The 18,112-nt window shown below is 30.5% G+C and carries 18 protein-coding genes and 2 riboswitches; of the genes, 6 read left to right on the forward strand and 12 right to left on the reverse strand.

Annotation, left to right across the window (positions count from 1 at the left end):
• Positions 1 to 96: 96 nt before the first annotated feature.
• The 4 genes from BUB36_RS12640 to BUB36_RS12655 form a co-directional block, all read right to left on the reverse strand.
• Positions 97 to 528, reverse strand: coding sequence for a DUF2383 domain-containing protein (locus tag BUB36_RS12640; protein ID WP_073150804.1), 432 nt, complete (start codon positions 526 to 528; stop codon positions 97 to 99).
• A gap of 163 nt (positions 529 to 691) precedes the next feature.
• Positions 692 to 1,036 (reverse strand): hypothetical protein, encoded by a 345-nt coding sequence (locus BUB36_RS12645; RefSeq protein ID WP_073150807.1) that lies wholly within the window; start codon positions 1,034 to 1,036, stop codon positions 692 to 694.
• Positions 1,029 to 1,538 (reverse strand): DUF6036 family nucleotidyltransferase, encoded by a 510-nt coding sequence (locus tag BUB36_RS12650; RefSeq protein WP_073150810.1) that lies wholly within the window; start codon positions 1,536 to 1,538, stop codon positions 1,029 to 1,031. Before BUB36_RS12650 ends, BUB36_RS12645 begins: the two co-directional genes overlap by 8 nt.
• Before the next feature lie 176 nt (positions 1,539 to 1,714).
• Positions 1,715 to 3,046 (reverse strand): NCS2 family permease, encoded by a 1,332-nt coding sequence (locus tag BUB36_RS12655; protein ID WP_073150814.1) that lies wholly within the window; start codon positions 3,044 to 3,046, stop codon positions 1,715 to 1,717.
• A gap of 199 nt (positions 3,047 to 3,245) precedes the next feature.
• A riboswitch (purine riboswitch) is annotated at positions 3,246 to 3,347 on the reverse strand.
• A gap of 330 nt (positions 3,348 to 3,677) precedes the next feature.
• Between BUB36_RS12655 and pepF the strand changes: the two genes are divergently transcribed.
• Complete coding sequence (gene pepF, locus BUB36_RS12660; protein ID WP_084112027.1) at positions 3,678 to 5,564, forward strand: oligoendopeptidase F; 1,887 nt, start codon at positions 3,678 to 3,680, stop codon at positions 5,562 to 5,564.
• A 279-nt stretch (positions 5,565 to 5,843) separates the two neighbouring features.
• Here the strand turns inward: pepF and BUB36_RS12665 are convergent, their stop codons facing one another.
• The 3 genes from BUB36_RS12665 to BUB36_RS12675 all read right to left on the reverse strand — a co-directional run bounded on the left by BUB36_RS12665 (position 5,844) and on the right by BUB36_RS12675 (position 7,093).
• Positions 5,844 to 6,053 (reverse strand): small, acid-soluble spore protein, alpha/beta type, encoded by a 210-nt coding sequence (locus BUB36_RS12665; protein ID WP_073150817.1) that lies wholly within the window; start codon positions 6,051 to 6,053, stop codon positions 5,844 to 5,846.
• A gap of 454 nt (positions 6,054 to 6,507) precedes the next feature.
• Positions 6,508 to 6,816, reverse strand: a complete 309-nt coding sequence (locus BUB36_RS12670) for a type II toxin-antitoxin system RelE/ParE family toxin (RefSeq protein WP_073150819.1) — start codon at positions 6,814 to 6,816, stop codon at positions 6,508 to 6,510.
• Positions 6,806 to 7,093 carry a type II toxin-antitoxin system Phd/YefM family antitoxin gene (locus BUB36_RS12675; RefSeq protein WP_073150822.1) on the reverse strand — a complete coding sequence of 96 codons (288 nt, stop codon included), beginning with the start codon at positions 7,091 to 7,093 and terminating at the stop codon, positions 6,806 to 6,808. The genes BUB36_RS12670 and BUB36_RS12675 overlap by 11 nt, the downstream gene beginning before the upstream one ends.
• Before the next feature lie 103 nt (positions 7,094 to 7,196).
• Between BUB36_RS12675 and BUB36_RS20395 the strand changes: the two genes are divergently transcribed.
• A complete protein-coding gene (locus tag BUB36_RS20395) occupies positions 7,197 to 7,454 on the forward strand; it encodes a transposase (RefSeq protein ID WP_278247836.1) in 258 nt (85 codons plus the stop codon).
• 364 nt (positions 7,455 to 7,818) lie between these two features.
• Here the strand turns inward: BUB36_RS20395 and guaA are convergent, their stop codons facing one another.
• The 3 genes from guaA to BUB36_RS19740 form a co-directional block, all read right to left on the reverse strand.
• Entirely contained in the window at positions 7,819 to 9,354 is a 1,536-nt protein-coding gene (gene guaA, locus BUB36_RS12685) for a glutamine-hydrolyzing GMP synthase (protein ID WP_073150828.1), read from the reverse strand.
• Between the two features lie 172 nt (positions 9,355 to 9,526).
• Positions 9,527 to 10,987: an IMP dehydrogenase gene (guaB, locus tag BUB36_RS12690; protein ID WP_073150830.1), complete on the reverse strand. Its 1,461-nt coding sequence runs from the start codon at positions 10,985 to 10,987 to the stop codon at positions 9,527 to 9,529.
• Positions 10,988 to 11,357: 370 nt separating this feature from the next.
• A riboswitch (purine riboswitch) is annotated at positions 11,358 to 11,459 on the reverse strand.
• Positions 11,460 to 11,644: 185 nt separating this feature from the next.
• Positions 11,645 to 11,803, reverse strand: coding sequence for a hypothetical protein (locus BUB36_RS19740; RefSeq protein ID WP_165613087.1), 159 nt, complete (start codon positions 11,801 to 11,803; stop codon positions 11,645 to 11,647).
• A 319-nt stretch (positions 11,804 to 12,122) separates the two neighbouring features.
• On the opposite strand from BUB36_RS19740, the gene BUB36_RS12695 reads away from it, so the two are divergent.
• The 3 genes from BUB36_RS12695 to BUB36_RS12705 all read left to right on the forward strand — a co-directional run bounded on the left by BUB36_RS12695 (position 12,123) and on the right by BUB36_RS12705 (position 13,488).
• Positions 12,123 to 12,326, forward strand: coding sequence for a hypothetical protein (locus tag BUB36_RS12695; protein ID WP_073150833.1), 204 nt, complete (start codon positions 12,123 to 12,125; stop codon positions 12,324 to 12,326).
• Positions 12,327 to 12,378: 52 nt separating this feature from the next.
• Positions 12,379 to 12,657 carry a spore coat protein gene (locus BUB36_RS12700; RefSeq protein WP_073150836.1) on the forward strand — a complete coding sequence of 93 codons (279 nt, stop codon included), beginning with the start codon at positions 12,379 to 12,381 and terminating at the stop codon, positions 12,655 to 12,657.
• A gap of 279 nt (positions 12,658 to 12,936) precedes the next feature.
• On the forward strand, positions 12,937 to 13,488 hold the full coding sequence (locus BUB36_RS12705) for an O-acetyl-ADP-ribose deacetylase (protein WP_073150838.1): 552 nt from the start codon (positions 12,937 to 12,939) through the stop codon (positions 13,486 to 13,488).
• A gap of 154 nt (positions 13,489 to 13,642) precedes the next feature.
• On the opposite strand, the gene lysA is transcribed toward BUB36_RS12705, so the two are convergent.
• Both lysA and BUB36_RS12715 read right to left on the reverse strand, forming a co-directional pair.
• On the reverse strand, positions 13,643 to 14,950 hold the full coding sequence (gene lysA, locus BUB36_RS12710; RefSeq protein WP_334293004.1) for a diaminopimelate decarboxylase: 1,308 nt from the start codon (positions 14,948 to 14,950) through the stop codon (positions 13,643 to 13,645).
• A gap of 196 nt (positions 14,951 to 15,146) precedes the next feature.
• Complete coding sequence (locus BUB36_RS12715) at positions 15,147 to 17,003, reverse strand: sigma-54 interaction domain-containing protein (RefSeq protein WP_084112030.1); 1,857 nt, start codon at positions 17,001 to 17,003, stop codon at positions 15,147 to 15,149.
• Between the two features lie 400 nt (positions 17,004 to 17,403).
• Between BUB36_RS12715 and BUB36_RS12720 the strand changes: the two genes are divergently transcribed.
• Positions 17,404 to 17,904 carry a hypothetical protein gene (locus BUB36_RS12720; protein WP_073150844.1) on the forward strand — a complete coding sequence of 167 codons (501 nt, stop codon included), beginning with the start codon at positions 17,404 to 17,406 and terminating at the stop codon, positions 17,902 to 17,904.
• Positions 17,905 to 18,112: the final 208 nt, after the last annotated feature.

Genomic DNA, 18,112 nt, shown 5'->3' on the forward strand with positions numbered 1-18,112 from the left:
TTTAGGTATAACCTTTTGGGTTATTATATATTTTATACCTCTAAAATCCATTTAGGGATCTCTTACTATACTCTATTAGCCATAAGCTCACAATAATCAATGCCTAAGCTCTTCTAGCTTTGACAGGCTTTCTCTATCCTTTTTAAGTATTTCTCCGGCTAATGTTCTACTAGTTTGATCAAGTTTTCCCCTCAATACCTTTTCAGCCATATTTATACCTTGATTTTCTCCTTTTATAGCTTTATTTATTACATAAGAGGAATCTGTATCTCCAGCCAGCTCCATATTAACCATAAAATCACCCATTACACCCTTTAATCCTAGCTTTTCATCTGGCTTATAACCTAAATCTTGAATATAGTTTGATAAAACTGTCATGTTATCTCTATGCTGATTTTGTATTTTTTGAAAAGTTTTCTTCATATACTCATCATCAACTTCATTAATATAGATATTAAAGGCCTCTATTGCCATATGCTCTCCCTGAAGCAATTTATTAAGTGCTTTTACTGTTTCTTTTTTAGACATATGTATTTGCTCCTTTCACATTTATGTTTAAATATATTATTTCCTAGTTTTAATGTGAGTATTTAAATTCATGTAAAACTATTTGGTATTTTTAACGTTTATAAAATTTAAATATATTTTGTACCTATAAAATGTCCTGGACTATATTGTTTTGATTGTTAATCTAATTCCAATAAGCCAATCTTAAAAACATATTTAATATTTTCATTTGCTCTTTTAATTCCTCTTCAGTTAACACTCCATAATATTTACCTTTAATTCCTCTCGACTCTAATGTCCATAAAAATGCTTTAAAATTAGGATAATCTTCAATAGATTCTTTTATAGCCCATATAAAATGTTCTAATTTCTTATAGGTTAAAGTTGTTTTTTCTTTCTCTTTTCTATACTGTTCTAAATCCAATAATAGCTTAAATGGCAGCATAATCTTATAACGGAAATTATCTTTATCACATTGGGTAAAATCATTCATATAATTTATATAGCTTTCACATACTATTCTATACATTATACCTCTCCCTAAACAACTCCAATTTTTCAATAAATCCTTTCTTTTTAGAATCAAATAAATCATCTCTATTGATTACTTCATTAATAATTTGATTAATAAGGATTTTATCGGCTCTTTCTATAAGAATATCTATATCTTGTAAATCCTTATTCTGCAGCCTGATAATTTTACTAACAATTATATCCTCAATTGATAAAATATATATATTTAAATATCTAAATTGTTCTAACTGTATTGCTCTTTCTCTATATTTAGGAGAAATTAATGTACTCTCATACTCCAACATATCAAAATCTCTTAGATGGATAAACACCTTACCTAATTTAGCAGAATAGTTCAAATCTATAAAATCAAAATCTCTTGTAGCTCTATCACTATATCCTCCTAAAATACATGCAGATCCTCCTAAGAAATACATATCAAAGGGTTCTATACCAAATAACTCAGCTACCTTTTCCATCTCATATATTCTTTCTTCTACCTCTTTCTTTATCCTCATATATATCACCTTTATCATTATTTATAACACTATTATATCAAATTAAGCTGTCTTTAAAACCAAATCTTTGATTAAAAACATACTTATTTCAATCTAATCAAAAATGGAGCTATCTAATAATGAGACAACTCCATTTTTCATCACAATAATAAATATTTATCTACAAAAACCCAAATCTATGCTATAAAAATAAACTTCAATACAAATAATATGGATAAAATATACAAAAGTGGAGAAGCTTCTTTATATCTTCCTGTTAAAAGCTTCAATAGAACATAGCTTGTCATACCAAATACTATACCTTCTGCAATACTATATGCAAGGGGCATCATAATTATTGTTAAGAAAGCTGGTATAGCTTCTGTAAAATCATCAAAATTAATCTCCTTAATTGGTGACATCATGAAAAGTCCAACTAATATCAAAGCTGGTGCTGTTGCAGCAGATGGTATCATTATAAATAACGGAGATAGAAATAAAGCTATAGCAAACATACCAGCAGTAGATAATGCTGTAAGCCCTGTTCTACCACCTTCAGCCACACCTGATGCACTTTCCACGTATGTTGTTACCGTACTTGTTCCAAGAATCGCTCCAATAGTTGTCCCTATTGCATCAGCAAATAATGCTTGCTTTGCTCTTGGCACCTTCCCATTTTCATCTAACATTCCAGCCTTAGTTGAAACTCCAACCAATGTTCCAACGGTATCAAACATGTCTACAAATAAGAAAGAAAATAGTACTAAAAACATCTTCAAAGAAAAAATTTCAGAAAAATCAAATTTGAAAAATATTTTTTGTAATGATGGAGGAGTACTAACAAATTTCAAGTCAGCTGGAAGCTGAGTAACTCCCATTGGTATACCAATTATTGTAGTAATCAATATTCCATATAATAATGCTCCCTTTACTTTTTTAGCCAATAAAAATCCTGTAATTATTAAACCTATAATCGCCAATAATGCTGGTCCTGAAGTTACATGTCCAATTTTTACAGGAATACCATCTAACTTTCCATCGCCTATGTGAAACATACCTGTAACAACAATACCAGAGTTAAAAAGTCCTATAAATGCAATAAACAAGCCTATACCAACCGAAACGGCTTTTTTGAGGGCTAATGGTATAGCATTAATTATAGCTTCTCTAACATTTAAAAATGTGAGAATGATAAATATGATTCCTTCTAAAAATACTGCGGTTAAAGCAAACTGCCATGAAGCCTGCATGCTTCCTAATACTACTGTATAAGCAAAAAATGCATTAAGTCCCATACCCGGTGCCAATGCAAAGGGTAAATTTGCAATAAAAGCCATAACCAATGTTGCTATAATTGCAGATAATGCAGTTGCAGTAAATACAGCTCCAAAATCCATTCCAGTAGCAGATAAAGTTAATGGGTTGACTATCAATATATATGCCATAGTCATAAAAGTAGTGATACCTGCCATTACTTCAGTCTTCACATTTGTATTGTTTTCAGACAGCTTAAAAAATCTTTCAGTCATCTTATCCACCTCATCTTTTAATTATAGATATTCGCTTTTATTATTTATTTTTTTGAAGCGATTATCCCAATAGAATCACAATAAATGTGTTCTATACAAATGAAATTTTTTTTGAGATAAAATAAAAAAACAGAAGCTACACATATAGAGAGTGAAACTTCTGCGACAAGTATTATCTCACCGCCAAGTGGATAATCCCACTTAGACAAATTTCACTCATAGTCAGACAATTTACGGTTATCTGGTAGATACTTTCCGACCATATTACGGAAATTATATGAGAGGATATTCTTTTTTTCGACAAATAAATCATAACAAAGTAATTTTTACTAGTCAATAGTTTTTACGAATTTTATCTATGTTTTTTTTATTATTTCGCTACTTATATACGAACATTCTCTAAATATATAAAAATTCAATTCGAATTAGTTGTATGCATTTATGTATAAACCTAACCCGTTACGTTATTTTCTATCGATACTAGCTTTTATGAAATTTTCCTTTACTTTAAACAATGTTTGGAATTTACAAAATTTTCTTGACTTTGTATTTGTCTAGATATAAAATAATGTTAAAATGATAACTATTATTTTATATGTTTTAAAAACTTTATATGTAAAGGGGGATTTTTATGTTAACAAAATCATTTAGGTCAAAAGCATTGGTATGTATTATATTATTTACTATGCTTTTTTCATCTCTAGGGGTATATGCTGAAGGAAATAATATACCTACAAGAGAGGAAATCGCAGAACAATACAAATGGAGATTAGAAGATATTTATGAAACCGATGAATCTTGGGAAGCTGATTATAAAAAATTAGAAGAAATGATACCTAATGTGGCAGAATATAAAGGTACCTTAGCAAAAAGCTCTAGAAACATTGCTAAATGTCTATCCCTTGTATCTGAAATTCGTCGTTTGTACGATAAACTACAAGTATACGCATGGATGCGAAGTGATTCAGATACTTCTGTAGATAAATATTTAAAAATGGGTGATAGAGCAGATTCAATAGCTTCTGCAATAGATGAAGCTACTTCATTTATAGAACCAGAATTATCATCTATTCCTGAAAGCAAGCTAAAAAATTATATAAAAGATAGTAGATTAAAGGACTATGATATATATTTGGAAAGTATATTGAAAAGAAAAGAGCATACACTTTCAGAAGCAGAAGAACGCTTAATGGCACTAGCAGGAACTCTTTCTAGCACTCCTGAAAATATTTATAAAGCCTTTAAATATAATGACAGAAACATAAAAAAAATCAAAAACGAAAATGGAGAAGAGCTTGTCTTATCTCCAGCAACCTATAGTATGCTCCTTGAAAGCCCAAATCGTAATACAAGAAAAAAAGCCTTCGAAGGTGAATTTGGCAGCTACAAGGAAGGTATAAACACATTGGCAGCTACTTTATATGGAGAAGTAAAGACAAATATCTTTAATGCTAGAGCAAGAAAATATAACTCAGCCCTTGAAGCAGCTCTACTTTCTAGTGATATTGAGCCAAAGGTATATGACAGCTTTATAGAAGCTGTAAATAACAACTTAGAACCATTACATAGATATGTATCCTTAAGAAAGAAGCTTTTGGGTATCGAAGATAAGGTTCATTACTACGATATGTATGTACCTATGATTAAATCAGTGAATTCAAATATCCCCTATGAAGATGCTAAAAAAATGGTATTAGAAGCCCTAAAGCCATTAGGTAATCAATATATTAAGGATCTTGAAATGGCATTCGATAATCGTTGGATAGATGTATACGAAACTAAAGGCAAATATTCTGGAGGCTATTGTTGGGGTTCATATGATACCCATCCATATATTCTTTTAAATTATAACGGTACATTGAATGAAGTTTCAACTCTAGCTCATGAATTGGGTCATGCAATGAATAGCTATTATTCAAATAAAAAGCAACCATATAGCAAAGCAGATTACGTGACATTTACAGCTGAAGTAGCTTCCACTACCAACGAAGCTATAATGTATGATTATTTAATTAAAAATGCTAAGACTAAGGAAGAAAAAATATATCTTATAGGCTCTTATTTAGAGCAAATCAGGGGTTCAATCTATACACAGTTAATGTATGCTGAATTTGAAAAAAACATACATGAGGCAGCAGAATCAGGAGAAACATTAACAGCTTCCTTCCTCAATGAAACATGGGGTAATTTAATGAAAAAATACTATGGTGAAGATTTCGAGGTAGATGAGTTAGTTAAGTTATGGTGGTCTAGAATACCTCATTTCTACTGGAATTTCTATGTATATACATATGCTTCTGGACTATCCGCTGGAATCAACTTATCCGATAAAATTATAAATGATGGTGAGGACGCTAGAGATGCATATCTTGATTTCCTTGCAGCAGGTGGCTCTGACGGACCAATAGATCTTCTAAAATCAGCAGGAGTAGATATGTCTACCCCCGAGCCAGTGGAAAAAGCATTACAAAAATTTGATCAACTCCTAACCGAATTGGAAAAATTAATAAACAAGTAACTTAAAAAGGGCTTCACGCCCTTTTTAAGTTCTAAGTTTGGACAAAAGCGTCTTGCCATGTATTCTAGTTGCAAGTATTTAGGGTCTTTTCTAATAAGTTTTAAAAGAAAATAATTCATACTAATATTTTACTAGTAATAGTTTTAATTTTTCGCAAGAATGTTTGAGTTCCTATACAACAAGAAATTTAAGTCAATACTTCGTGCTAAAGTTATTAAAAGATGGTTCGCTTTTTGGTATCGAACCGTCTTTTTAAAGCCCAATAAAATTTCCCTAACCTTAAAAGCTAGAACTGTCTTTTCCTTTCTCAACAATATTTTTTGTCATCTGTCCTCCAACATATCCTCCAACAATACGAGTAGCTAAATCTCCTTTATCTGTTACCTTAACACCTATTTCATTATTGTTTAAACCAATCTCTTTCCCTAAATCATTATTAGTCCTATCTAGCAAATCCTTTAAATCTGGAGCCTTAATTTTCTTATCCATAATTTATCACCACTTTATAAATAATTTTGTTTTATATATATAGATTTCCAATAGTAAAACTTAATTTATACATATCAAAATATCCAGAGTTTTTAAGGATTTTTGATGTGTATAAATTAACTGTTTTACTGGAATATCTATAGATTTCCCATAGTAAAACTTAATTTATACATATCAAAATATCCAGAGTTTTTAAGGATTTTTGATGTGTATAAATTAACTGTTTTACTGGGTTTATCAAAACAACCTAGGAGGTGTCTGATATGATTAATATATCCAAAAATTCAACAAATCAAACATTAAGATAATATTTATTACAAATCCAGAAGAAATTGACATATTTACGGATAATGAAAATCTAAGCAATGAAAAAGATGATACCACTCAAAACAAAACGTTAGCTATATATAGATTAATTGTAAACTGGTATGTATTTTATATAATGTCAATAATATCATTTTATGACTTTGCTTAAATCCATTTTAGCATATATAACTCTGTGAATTTCAACAATCTGTTCTTTAACCACATAAAGCACTAAGTAGTTTTTTACTGGTAGGATTCTATATTCATTTTCAAGGGATTTTTCAAGCTGAAAAACCCTACATGAATATGGAAATTGTGCAAATCTTGATATGGAAGTATCAAATGCATCAATTAAATCCATTGCTGCCTTTGGTGCTTTTAACTCATCTGCAATATAAGATACAATATTAGATAAATCTTTATTTGCGAAAGGCAGATATCTAATTTCATACTTCATCAGATTCCATCCTTTCAGAAAGTTTTGACCTTAATTCGTCAAAGACTTCTTTATGGGAATATCTCTTATCAGTTGTTTTGGCTTCCAGTTCCGCTTCCTTCAGTTTAAAGTAAATTTCACTTTCAAAAAGTTTCCGTTCGTAAGCTTCTATGCTCATTACAACCATATCCCCATAACCATTCTTGGTCAAAAATACAGGTTCTTGAGTTTCATGAACAACCCTTGATATATCTGCAAAGTTATTTCTCAAATCCGATACTGGTCTAATATTTGGCATACAATTATCACTCCTTTATTAGTTTAGCGTAATTTTATCATAATTATGCTAAAACATCAATAATGCTGTAAATGTCATTTTTCATTATTAACCTGAATTATTCATAGAAAACAGTGTTTATACCTCTAATAACATGAAAGAATTTTTAGCTCCTGTTCTTAAATGGCTTGAAGAAAAATATCCTAACACAATGATACTCATTAGGGGTGATAGTGGCTTTGCTACACCAGAACTCTATGAACTAGCTGAAAAATATGGTGCCCATTATGTCATTAGACTGAAAGCCAACCAGGCGCTTAAGCGTTACTCTGAAGATATTATGGAAGATTTTCAAAAACTATATGTTTTGGGTTATGAATAATTCAGGATATATATTAATAATTGAGGAAATTGCATAATACATTTAAAAAATTTCATAATTATGTTTTAAAAATAGCTATCAATAGGAATAGAAAAAAATGATACACTTTAATCCAATTATTTTAAAAGTCTTCTTATAATTTCTCTATCTGAATGAAAAATAATCATATTAATCTATCTTTTAAAAAATCAGTATCCCTTTTTAGGATTCCACTTTTAAAATATATCTAGTTATAATATACATATTTGGAAAAATACATTTTTATATCATCTTATATAAAAAATAATGTTGCCATTCTGCTATGGCAAGCAAAAATTAAACCTCTGAAACTTTATTTTTACTTGGTTCAGAGGTGTTTTAATATCTATTCCCACTCAATAGTTGAAGGAGGCTTACTAGTTATGTCGTAAACTATCCTATTTACATTATCCACTTCATTTACTATTCTATTTGATATCTTCTCAAGCACGTCATATGGTATTCTAGCCCAGTCAGATGTCATGCCATCTGTAGATGTAACTGCTCTAATCCCTACTGTATGACTATAAGTTCTCTCGTCACCCATAACTCCAACTGACTTCATGTTTGGCAGAGCTGTGAAGTACTGCCATATTTCACGATCCAAGCCAGCTTTTTTAATTTCTTCTCTTAATATGGCATCCGATTCCCTAACTATTTTTAATTTCTCTTCTGTAATTTCACCTAGTACTCTAATAGCAAGACCTGGGCCTGGAAATGGCTGTCTCCAAACAATCTCTTTTGGCATACCTAATTCTTCTCCAACTTTTCTAACCTCATCCTTAAACAACTGTCTTAAAGGCTCTATTAAATCAAAGTGCATATCCTCTGGAAGTCCTCCAACGTTATGGTGACTCTTGATTACTGCCGCTTCATCAGTACCACTTTCTATAACATCAGGATAAATTGTACCTTGCAGAAGATAATCTATTTCTCCAAGTTTGCTAGATTCTTCTTCAAATACCCTTATAAATTCTTCTCCGATTATTTTTCTCTTTGTCTCTGGATCAGTTACTCCCTTTAGTCTTCCTAAAAATCTTTCTCCAGCATTTACTCTTATAAGATTCATATTGAATTTCTCACCAAATACTGCCTCTACCTCATCACCTTCATTTTTTCTTAAAAGGCCATGATCTACAAATATACATGTTAGATTGTCACCAATTGCTTTGTGAACTAATACTGCTGCCACAGAAGAATCTACTCCTCCAGATAATGCACATAAAACCTTTTTATCTCCAACTTTTTCTTTGATCTCCTTTATAGTTTTTTGTGCAAAATTATGCATAGTCCAGTTTCCTGAGCATCCACAAATTTCATACAAGAAGTTTTTAATGAATTGTTTTCCAAATGGAGTATGCTCAACCTCTGGATGGAACTGAACTGCGTATAGCTTCTTTTCCTTATTTTCCATTGCTGCCACAGGACAATTATCTGTTGTAGCTGTTATTTCAAATCCTTCTGGAGCTACTTCGATAAAGTCAGTATGACTCATCCAGCAAACAGATTTATCTTCAATATCTTTAAATATATCTTTATTTTTAGCTATGTTTAATTGGATTTTTCCGTACTCTCTCGATGGAGCTTTATTTACTTTTCCATCAAAAATCTTTGCCATAAGCTGTCCACCATAGCAGATTCCAAGCACTGGTATACCTAGCTCAAATACTTCATTTTCAATTGTTGGTGCATTTTCAGCGTATACACTGGCAGGTCCACCAGTAAATATTATACCTATAGGATTTTTTTCCTTAATTCTTTTTAAAGCTTTCTTGTAAGGCACTATTTCACAATATACGTTTGCTTCTCTAACTCTTCTAGCAATCAATTGGTTATATTGCCCACCAAAATCTACTATCAGCACTAATTCTTTTGACTCCATTATAAACTCCTCCCAGTTTTCTTTTAGGTCAGATCGTAAAGGACAAGATTAAGATTTAGATTAAGTATAAAGGTATTCCTCTTTGGTCTTATATTAACCATATAATAATGACCTTAACTCTCAATCTAAATCTTAGTCTCAATCTTGACCCTATAACCTACCCTAAAATTTATTAATCTCTAAAACTATAATTCGGTGATTCCTTTGTTATATGGATGTCATGAGGATGGCTTTCCTTTAGCCCTGCTCCTGTTATTTTTACGAATTTACCATTTTCTTTGAGAGCCTCGATATTAGGAGTGCCACAATATCCCATTCCAGCCTTAAGTCCACCTACTAATTGGTATATAGTTTCTCTAAGTGCTCCTTTATATGGAACTCTTCCTTCTACTCCTTCTGGAACAAATTTTTTAGCATCCTCTTGGAAATACCTATCCTTACTTCCAGCAGCCATAGCTCCAAGTGAACCCATTCCTCTATAAACCTTAAAGCTTCTTCCTTTATATATAACTGTTTCCCCAGGACTTTCTTCTGTACCTGCAAACAGGGAACCAAGCATAACCACATCTGCTCCCGCAGCTATTGCCTTAGGTATATCTCCAGAATATTTAATGCCACCATCAGCTATTATAGGAATATTATATTTCTTTGCAGCCTTGGCACAATCATAAACTGCTGTTATTTGAGGAACTCCTATTCCTGCTACAACCCTAGTTGTACATATAGAACCTGGTCCAATTCCTACTTTGACAGCATCGGCTCCAGCCTTGATTAAATCCTCGGTTGCTTCACCTGTAGCAACATTACCAGCTATAACCTGAAGCTCTGGATGCTTAGCTTTAACCTTCTTAACAGCATCTAAAACACCCTTCGAATGTCCATGGGCAGTATCTAAGACTACAACATCTACACCTGCCTTTACTAAAGCTGCTACTCTTTCCATCATATCATTAGTTATACCTATGGCAGCCCCTACTAAAAGTCTATTTCTTTCATCCGTTGCTCTATTTGGATATTTTATTGCTTTTTCAATATCCTTAATAGTTATAAGACCCTTTAATGTACCTTCTTCATCGACTATTGGAAGTTTTTCGATTTTCCACTTTCTGAGTATTTTTTCAGCTTCATCTAAGGTTGTACCTTCCTTGCCAGTTACAAGATTTTCTTTAGTCATTACTTCGTAAATCTTCTTACTAAAATCATTTTGAAATCTTATATCTCTATTAGTTAAAATACCAACTAATTTTTTATTTTCATCAGTTATAGGAACACCTGATATATGATATCTCTCCATTAACTCTAATGCATCAGATATTGCATGATCTGGAGAAAGATGAAATGGATCCACTATTACTCCATGTTCACTTCTTTTTACTTTGTCTACTTCCATTGCTTGCTTTTCAATAGACATGTTTTTATGAATTATTCCTATTCCACCTTCTCTAGCTATGGCAATTGCCAGCCTTGCCTCAGTAACTGTATCCATTCCCGCACTCATAATTGGTATATTCAGTTTTATTTTATTAGTAAGTCTTGTCTTTACATTTACTTCCTTGGGAAGTACATCAGATTTTTGTGGTATAAGTAGTACATCATCAAAGGTTAAGCCTTCTTTAATTAATTTTCCCTCCATAATTCACATCCTCCATTTTTTCATTATTGTTTGCAAATCAATGAAATATAAATTCATACTATCCATATAATGTCTTAAAAATAGTTCTAAATTTCTAGGACAAAAACACCCGTAGGGCACGTTTTAAGTTGCAAGTATTAAGATCTTTCTAGTAAGTTTTTAAAAAAACAATTTGCACCGATATTTTATTGATAATAGTTTTCAATTCCTTGTATTAGTTGGAATCACTTTATCTAACACATAAAATTTCTTCAAGAGATGTTTAAGTTTCTATATAATAAAAAATCTGCATAATAACTCCGTAGGAGTGAAATTATTATGCAGACAAATTACACACTTAATTCATCTCTTCAGTTGAAAGACAAGTATGCATTATAATAATTTCACCCATAGTCAGACAATTTACGGTTGCCTGGTAGATACTTCCAGACCATATTACTGGATTTATATGAGTGTTGCTATTCTGTTTATTATTTCTATATAAAGTATCAAATTATTTTATAATTGTCAATACAGCAAATAATTGTTGGAATATTTAGCAAATATATATCAATGAAAGACCCTTTAAAATTTAAGGTTATACATGTATTATTGTTTTATTTCTACAAAATATAATAAACTCCTATAAAAATATAGGAGTCTATTTAACATTTGAAATCATTTGTGCTCATTCTTTGGGTTTCCAATAGAACCTGGGTCTTCTCCAAAGGATAAGTGGGTATCCTTCATATTAACTAAATCATTATTACTTGCAGTATTATTTCTTTTTCCATTCTTTACTCTAAATATATTTAGGAAATTATCAAAAAAGCCCATAATACACCTCCTTTATCATTTATTTTTTGATAACTATATAGAATTTACATAGTAAAACTTAATTTATACATGTACAAATATGCAATGTTTCTGGGCATTTTGGACATCTATAAATTAAAGTCTTTACTTAAATTCCTATATTTAAACTTTAAAAAAGTTATCGATGGAATTTCTTAACTTTAAATGATAATACTTAGTTTTTAATTATAAGAATATCCAATGTTTCTAATTATGTTTATCATCTTCATAATTTACAAGCAATATATATTTATTTACTCCAAATAATATAAATAAGTAATATTCGTAAAGGAGGAGTATAATGTATTCTAATCCTAAGTTAGATGAAGCTGGTCTTAAAGTTCTTGAAAATCAATTAGCTTATGAGGCAATGATGAACAGAAAATATAGCCTATACGCATCATATTTCAATGATGCTCAGCTTAAAAACCTTTGCCAAAAATCTTCTAATAAACATAAAGAAAACTATAATAATTTACTTAATTATCTACTTTCACATCAATAGTATTTCATATTTTTTGAATTTAATTCAAAAATGTCCTAAGGAGGTTAATAATATGACTTATGGCTCCGATTTTACTGAAAAAGAATTGCTTAACGATTTATTGATATCAGAAAATCATATTGCTTCTTCATATAATTCATCTATTATTGAAACCACTAGTAAAAACCTAAGAAATATATTAAGTATAAGCTTATCTAATGTTCAAGATTGTCAATTTGAAGTATTAGGTGCTATGAATCAACGAGGATGGTATAAATTCACAGAAGTTAATTCCAATAATCTTGAAAATGCTAAGAAAAAATTTATTACTATTTCTAATGAATTATTATAAAAAAAGCGTCTGACGACGCTTTTTAGTTTAATATATAGGATTTACATAGTAAAACTTAATTTATACATGTACGAATATGCAATGTTTCTGGGCATTTTGGACATGTATAAATTAAAGTCTTTACTTAAATTCCTATATTTTTTTCAGATTTTAAAAACATCAATAGAATTGACCTTAAATTTCTTAATCTTAGTCTTAATCTCAACCTCAATTCCTATTACCAATTCACTATGATATTATAATGTTATAAATCTATTATTAAATGGAGGTATGGGGAATATGGAACTTATCTATAAAAATACAAAAATAAATCTAATTCAAGGTGATATTACCAAACAAAAAATAGAGGCTATAGTAAATGCTGCAAATTCTACACTATTAGGCGGTGGTGGAGTAGATGGTGCTATACATAAAGCAGGCGGCCCTGAAATACTAAGGGAATGTAAAGCTATAAGAAAAAAACAAGGTGGTTGCCATGTCGGTGAAGCAGTTATAACTACAGCAGGAAACCTTCCATCAAAATACGTTATTCATACTGTAGGCCCTATATGGAGAGGAGGAACTAATAATGAGCCTATACTTTTAGCAAATGCCTATAAAAACAGCTTAAAACTTGCCCACAAAAACAACATAAAGTCCATTGCTTTTCCTTCTATCAGCACTGGTGTATATGGTTATCCAATTGAAAAAGCATCAATTATCGCCCTTACTACTGTAAAAAATGTTTTAGACAAAATAAGCTTTAAGGAAATACGATTTATACTATTTTCAAATAAAGATTTTAATATATATGTAAGCTCAGTTCAAAAAGTTTTCGAAGATTACATTTAGACCTATGGGAAGTTTTCTCATAGGTCTTTTTATCTCTTAATTTCAAGAATTTTTTTTCATTATAATCTATCTTTAAAGACTGAAAGACTCCAGTATCATAATATTGGAGTCTTTTCTTTGCACTACGTAAGCTTTAATTTTCTCGAAAAAATCCTTATTTTAAATGTAAAGGGATATTATATCTGGATATTAAGTCTTCATAGGTTTCCCTCTCAACTATTGTTTCTACATTACCTTCACTTACAAGTACTACAGCAGGTCTTGGAATTTTATTATAATTGTTTGCCATAGAATAATTATAGGCTCCAGTACTAAAGACTGCTAAAATATCTCCTGCTTCTGTTTTAGGAGCCTTAAGATCCCATATTAATATATCTCCTGTTTCACAGCATTTACCAGCTATTGTTACAGTTTCTTTTGCTTCTTCATTAATTTTATTGGCTACAACAGCCTCATATTTTGCTCCGTAAAGTGCAGGTCTTGGATTATCTGGCATTCCTCCATCAATAGCTACATATTTTCTTATTCCTGGTATTTCCTTTATGGTACCTATTGTATATAAGGTTATGCCTGCTTCTCCTATGATCCATCTTCCTGGCTCTATTATAATAGTTGGTAAATCTAAATTAAATTCTTTACACTTACTAAATACCTTTTCCATTATAGCATCGGTAAAATAATTTATAGGCTTGGGATTGTCTCCTTGTTTATAATATATTCCATATCCTCCACCTGTATTTAATTCCTTTGTAATAAACCCAAATCTATCCCTTGCTTCCTTTATTAAATTCATAATCTTTTCCGTAGCTATTATATGAGATTTATTGTCAAATATCTGTGAGCCTACATGAAAATGAAATCCTAAAAGGTCGATATTCTCATACTCCATACCACGCTTAATAGCTTCAAATATTATATCATCTACCAGGGGAATTCCAAACTTAGAATCCTTTTGTCCAGTTATAACATATTTATGGGTCTCACTCTCTACACCTGGAGTAACTCTATATAGTACCCTTGATTTTTTATTCATTTTTTTTGCAATATTGTTTATTAACTCAAGCTCATATAGATTATCTACAACTATTCTTCCTATATCATTGGATATTGCAAGCTCCAATTCAGCTCTACTTTTATTGTTACCATGAAAAAATATTTTTTCCATAGGAAAATTTGCCTTTATGGCTGTGTACAATTCTCCCCCTGAAACCACATCTAAACATAAGCCTTCCCTTTCTATGATTTTGCACATAGCAAGATTCAAAAATGCTTTGCTGGCATAAGCAACTTTAACATTTTTATATTTTAATATAAAACTATCTCGTATTTCTTTACATTTTTCCTTAATAATATCTTCAGATACAACATATAAGGGAGTCCCATATTCTCTAGCAAGCATTACTGTATCTAAGCCACTAAACATATAATTATCATTATTAGTTTTTCTTTCCAAATTAATCACCCATTCTTTGTATTATAAAATCAATTTTATAATATCTATGCAATTATTATGCCAAATTACAAGCCAAGTAAAATGGGTAATCTATGAAATTAGAATATTTTTCTTTCCGAATTTTCGAACTAATTTCTCTTATAGTAAATATTCATAGTACATTTTAAACAAGTCTTTTATCCGATTTTTCGGATGCATTTCCGTTTTATTGAACATTTACATTATATTTTTTCAGCTTATCATAAAAACTGGTCTTCCCAATATCCAACATACTCATCGCTTTCTTTTTATCTCCATCACAGATTCTAAGGACTTCTATAATAACTTTTTTTTCAGCATCCATTACTGCTTCTTTTAGGGTTTTTATATCACCTTTATTTTTTTTTCCTCCATCCTTAGTTTCTATTTTTAAATGCTCTGAAAGTATGGTATTTCCTTCACATAAAATTACTGCTCTTTCAAGTATATTTTCAAGCTCCCTAATATTACCTGGCCAAGCATATTTCTTAAGCTTTCTTAAAGCCTGTCCAGATATATGCTTTTCTTCATATCCAGCCTTTCTACTGATCTCAGGAAGCTTATAATGTACAATAGGATATATATCTTGCTTTCTTTCTCTTAATGGAGGTATCCAAATAGGAAATACATTTATTCTATAAAATAAGTCTTCCCTAAACCTACCATTTAAAACTTCCTCCTCTAGATTTCTATTGGTTGCTGCTATAATTCTAACATCTACTTTAATCTCTTTTGTCCCACCTACTCTAAAAAAGGTTTTACTTTGTAAAACCTGTAAAAGCTTTACCTGCATAGGAAGAGGTATTTCAGCTATCTCATCTAGAAATATAGTCCCTCCCTTTGCCATCTCAAAGAATCCAATTTTCCCTTTAGCTTTAGCTCCAGTAAAAGAACCTTCTTCATATCCAAAAAGCTCGCTTTCTATAAGACCTTCTGGTATAGAACCACAATTCACATGTATAAAAGGGTTGTCCCTATTCTTACTTTTCTCATGTATAGACTTTGCCATTAACCCCTTTCCCGTTCCACTTTCTCCTAGTAAGAGAATCGTAGAATTAGATTTTGAAGCCTTATAAAGGAGATTCTTAACTTCCTTTATTTCATCACTTTCTCCAATTATGTTAGGGAATAAATCAATTTCCTTTTCTCCTTTCTTAATTTTATTTTCGATTTCCTCTAATTTTAAAATGGCTTCGTTTCTTTCTTCTATTAGTTTTTTTAGCTCAGATATATCTTTAACCTTTAAAAGAGCTCCTACTCTTTTGCCCTTTCTATTCACTGGAGCAAGTGAACATAAAGTGGGTCTTCCATTTATCTCAATAAATTTGTCTTTAAAATTAAAATTTTTTCCTTTAGCCGTTTCATAAAATTCTTTAATAGCAGGTATGTTGCCATGAATCTCAAATATATCTCTTCCAATAACTTTCACTTCTAAATTTTGTCCCTTAGCCATGTATTCTTTACCCATAAGCAAGTCAAATATACTTTCCCTTCTTATTGTATATCCATTTGCTTGATAAAACTTTACCCTTCCTGTTTTTCCATCAAGTACTACCATATGACCTATTGCATTTATATATTCGATTTGAAATATCTCATTATTTACAGTAATATTAATAATTCTACCTATAAAATCTATACTTACATCAATTTGTACATCTAAAAAGTTTGTCCTAAGACTCATTGAATCTTGTTTATAATTCTTCGTATATTTATAAATAGAAGAATTTTTATTGTCTTTATAGCAGCCTATTGCTATTATAGAATCTCCATAATCTATACTTTCATCTTCAATACCTATCATGCTTAGGTTTTGAGGGCTAAGTCCTCCATCATCTCTCCCTAAATTATTATCGGCAATTATCACTATATCTCCCTTTAAAATTCTACCAGACTCATGACCCTTACCCTGATTATAAATTACTCCAAAAACTTCCTTTGCCTTTTTATTATATAATTGGATTTTTCCATCATTATCAATAAATATAAAACCTTCTGACATCATGTCAGTAAACTGATTAATATAGTCCATATCAACAGACATACAAACCCTCCTTATTCATTGTATGGGGTAAAGCTTTATGATCAAGATTAAGTTTAAGGTTAAGATTAAGACAAGAAATTAAATCTACTCTCACAAGATAAAAGCTCTATCCCTCAATCTTAACCTTGGTCTTAATCTCAATTTTCACTATAAATCTCTACTTTATATGCAAGTCGCTAATATCATTATATACAAATATATAATGATTTAAAATAATAATTATTTTCAGAATATTTAGAAATTTATTGTTTATTTATAGCTTTTTAGGTATATAATAATTATAGATATTCTAGTAAAACAATTAATTTATACACATCAAAAATCCCCAAAAGCTTTGGATATTTTGATATGCATAAATTAAGTTTTACTATTGGAAATCTATATATAAGGAGGTGATATTGTGTTTAATATCATAGCCACTTTCAATAATATTATAAATCTTAAAAAACTTATGAAGAAGCTTAGAAAAAATCCTAAGGTGAAAGGTCATATTTTTATAATAAATGAAAATGATAAAATCATGAAAAGTGATAGGTATATTTCAAATATTCATATTAAGCGTTCTAAAGAAATATCTCCATTAGGACTAGACAATACCTTAAAGGGAATAATATCAGGAGCAATTATTGGGTGTTTATCTTTATTTTTCATAATATTATTCAATGTAAATATCCTTGGCTTATCTAGTCTAGCCATTATAGGAATATTAGCCATAATATTTTATGGTGCTGCGGTGGGAAGTATAATTGGTTTATTGGTAAATAATCTACTAAGTAGATATTATGAACGGAATTTTGACGGAGAAATGACCTTGATACTTAAAGAATTAGATGATGAAGTTAAAAATGATGTTATTGATATCGTTAAAAGCCATACTCCAGAAAAGCTAACTATATATTAAAATAAAGACGTCTGATGCAGCTTTGGCAGTTGCAAGTTTTCGGGACATTTTTTGTAATAATTAAATCATAACCACCCGTAAAACGGGTGGTTTGCTCTAGCCCTTACTTGCAGGTGTCTTAAGATACTCTGAATTAGTCTGCCGACCGCTGTACCTTCTCACACCACCCCTTAAGGGGTTAATTAACTTATTTTACTTCTTATTCTTT

The sequence above is a fragment of the Paramaledivibacter caminithermalis DSM 15212 genome (assembly GCF_900142245.1).
GTDB classification, from domain to species: Bacteria; Bacillota; Clostridia; order Peptostreptococcales; family Caminicellaceae; genus Paramaledivibacter; species Paramaledivibacter caminithermalis.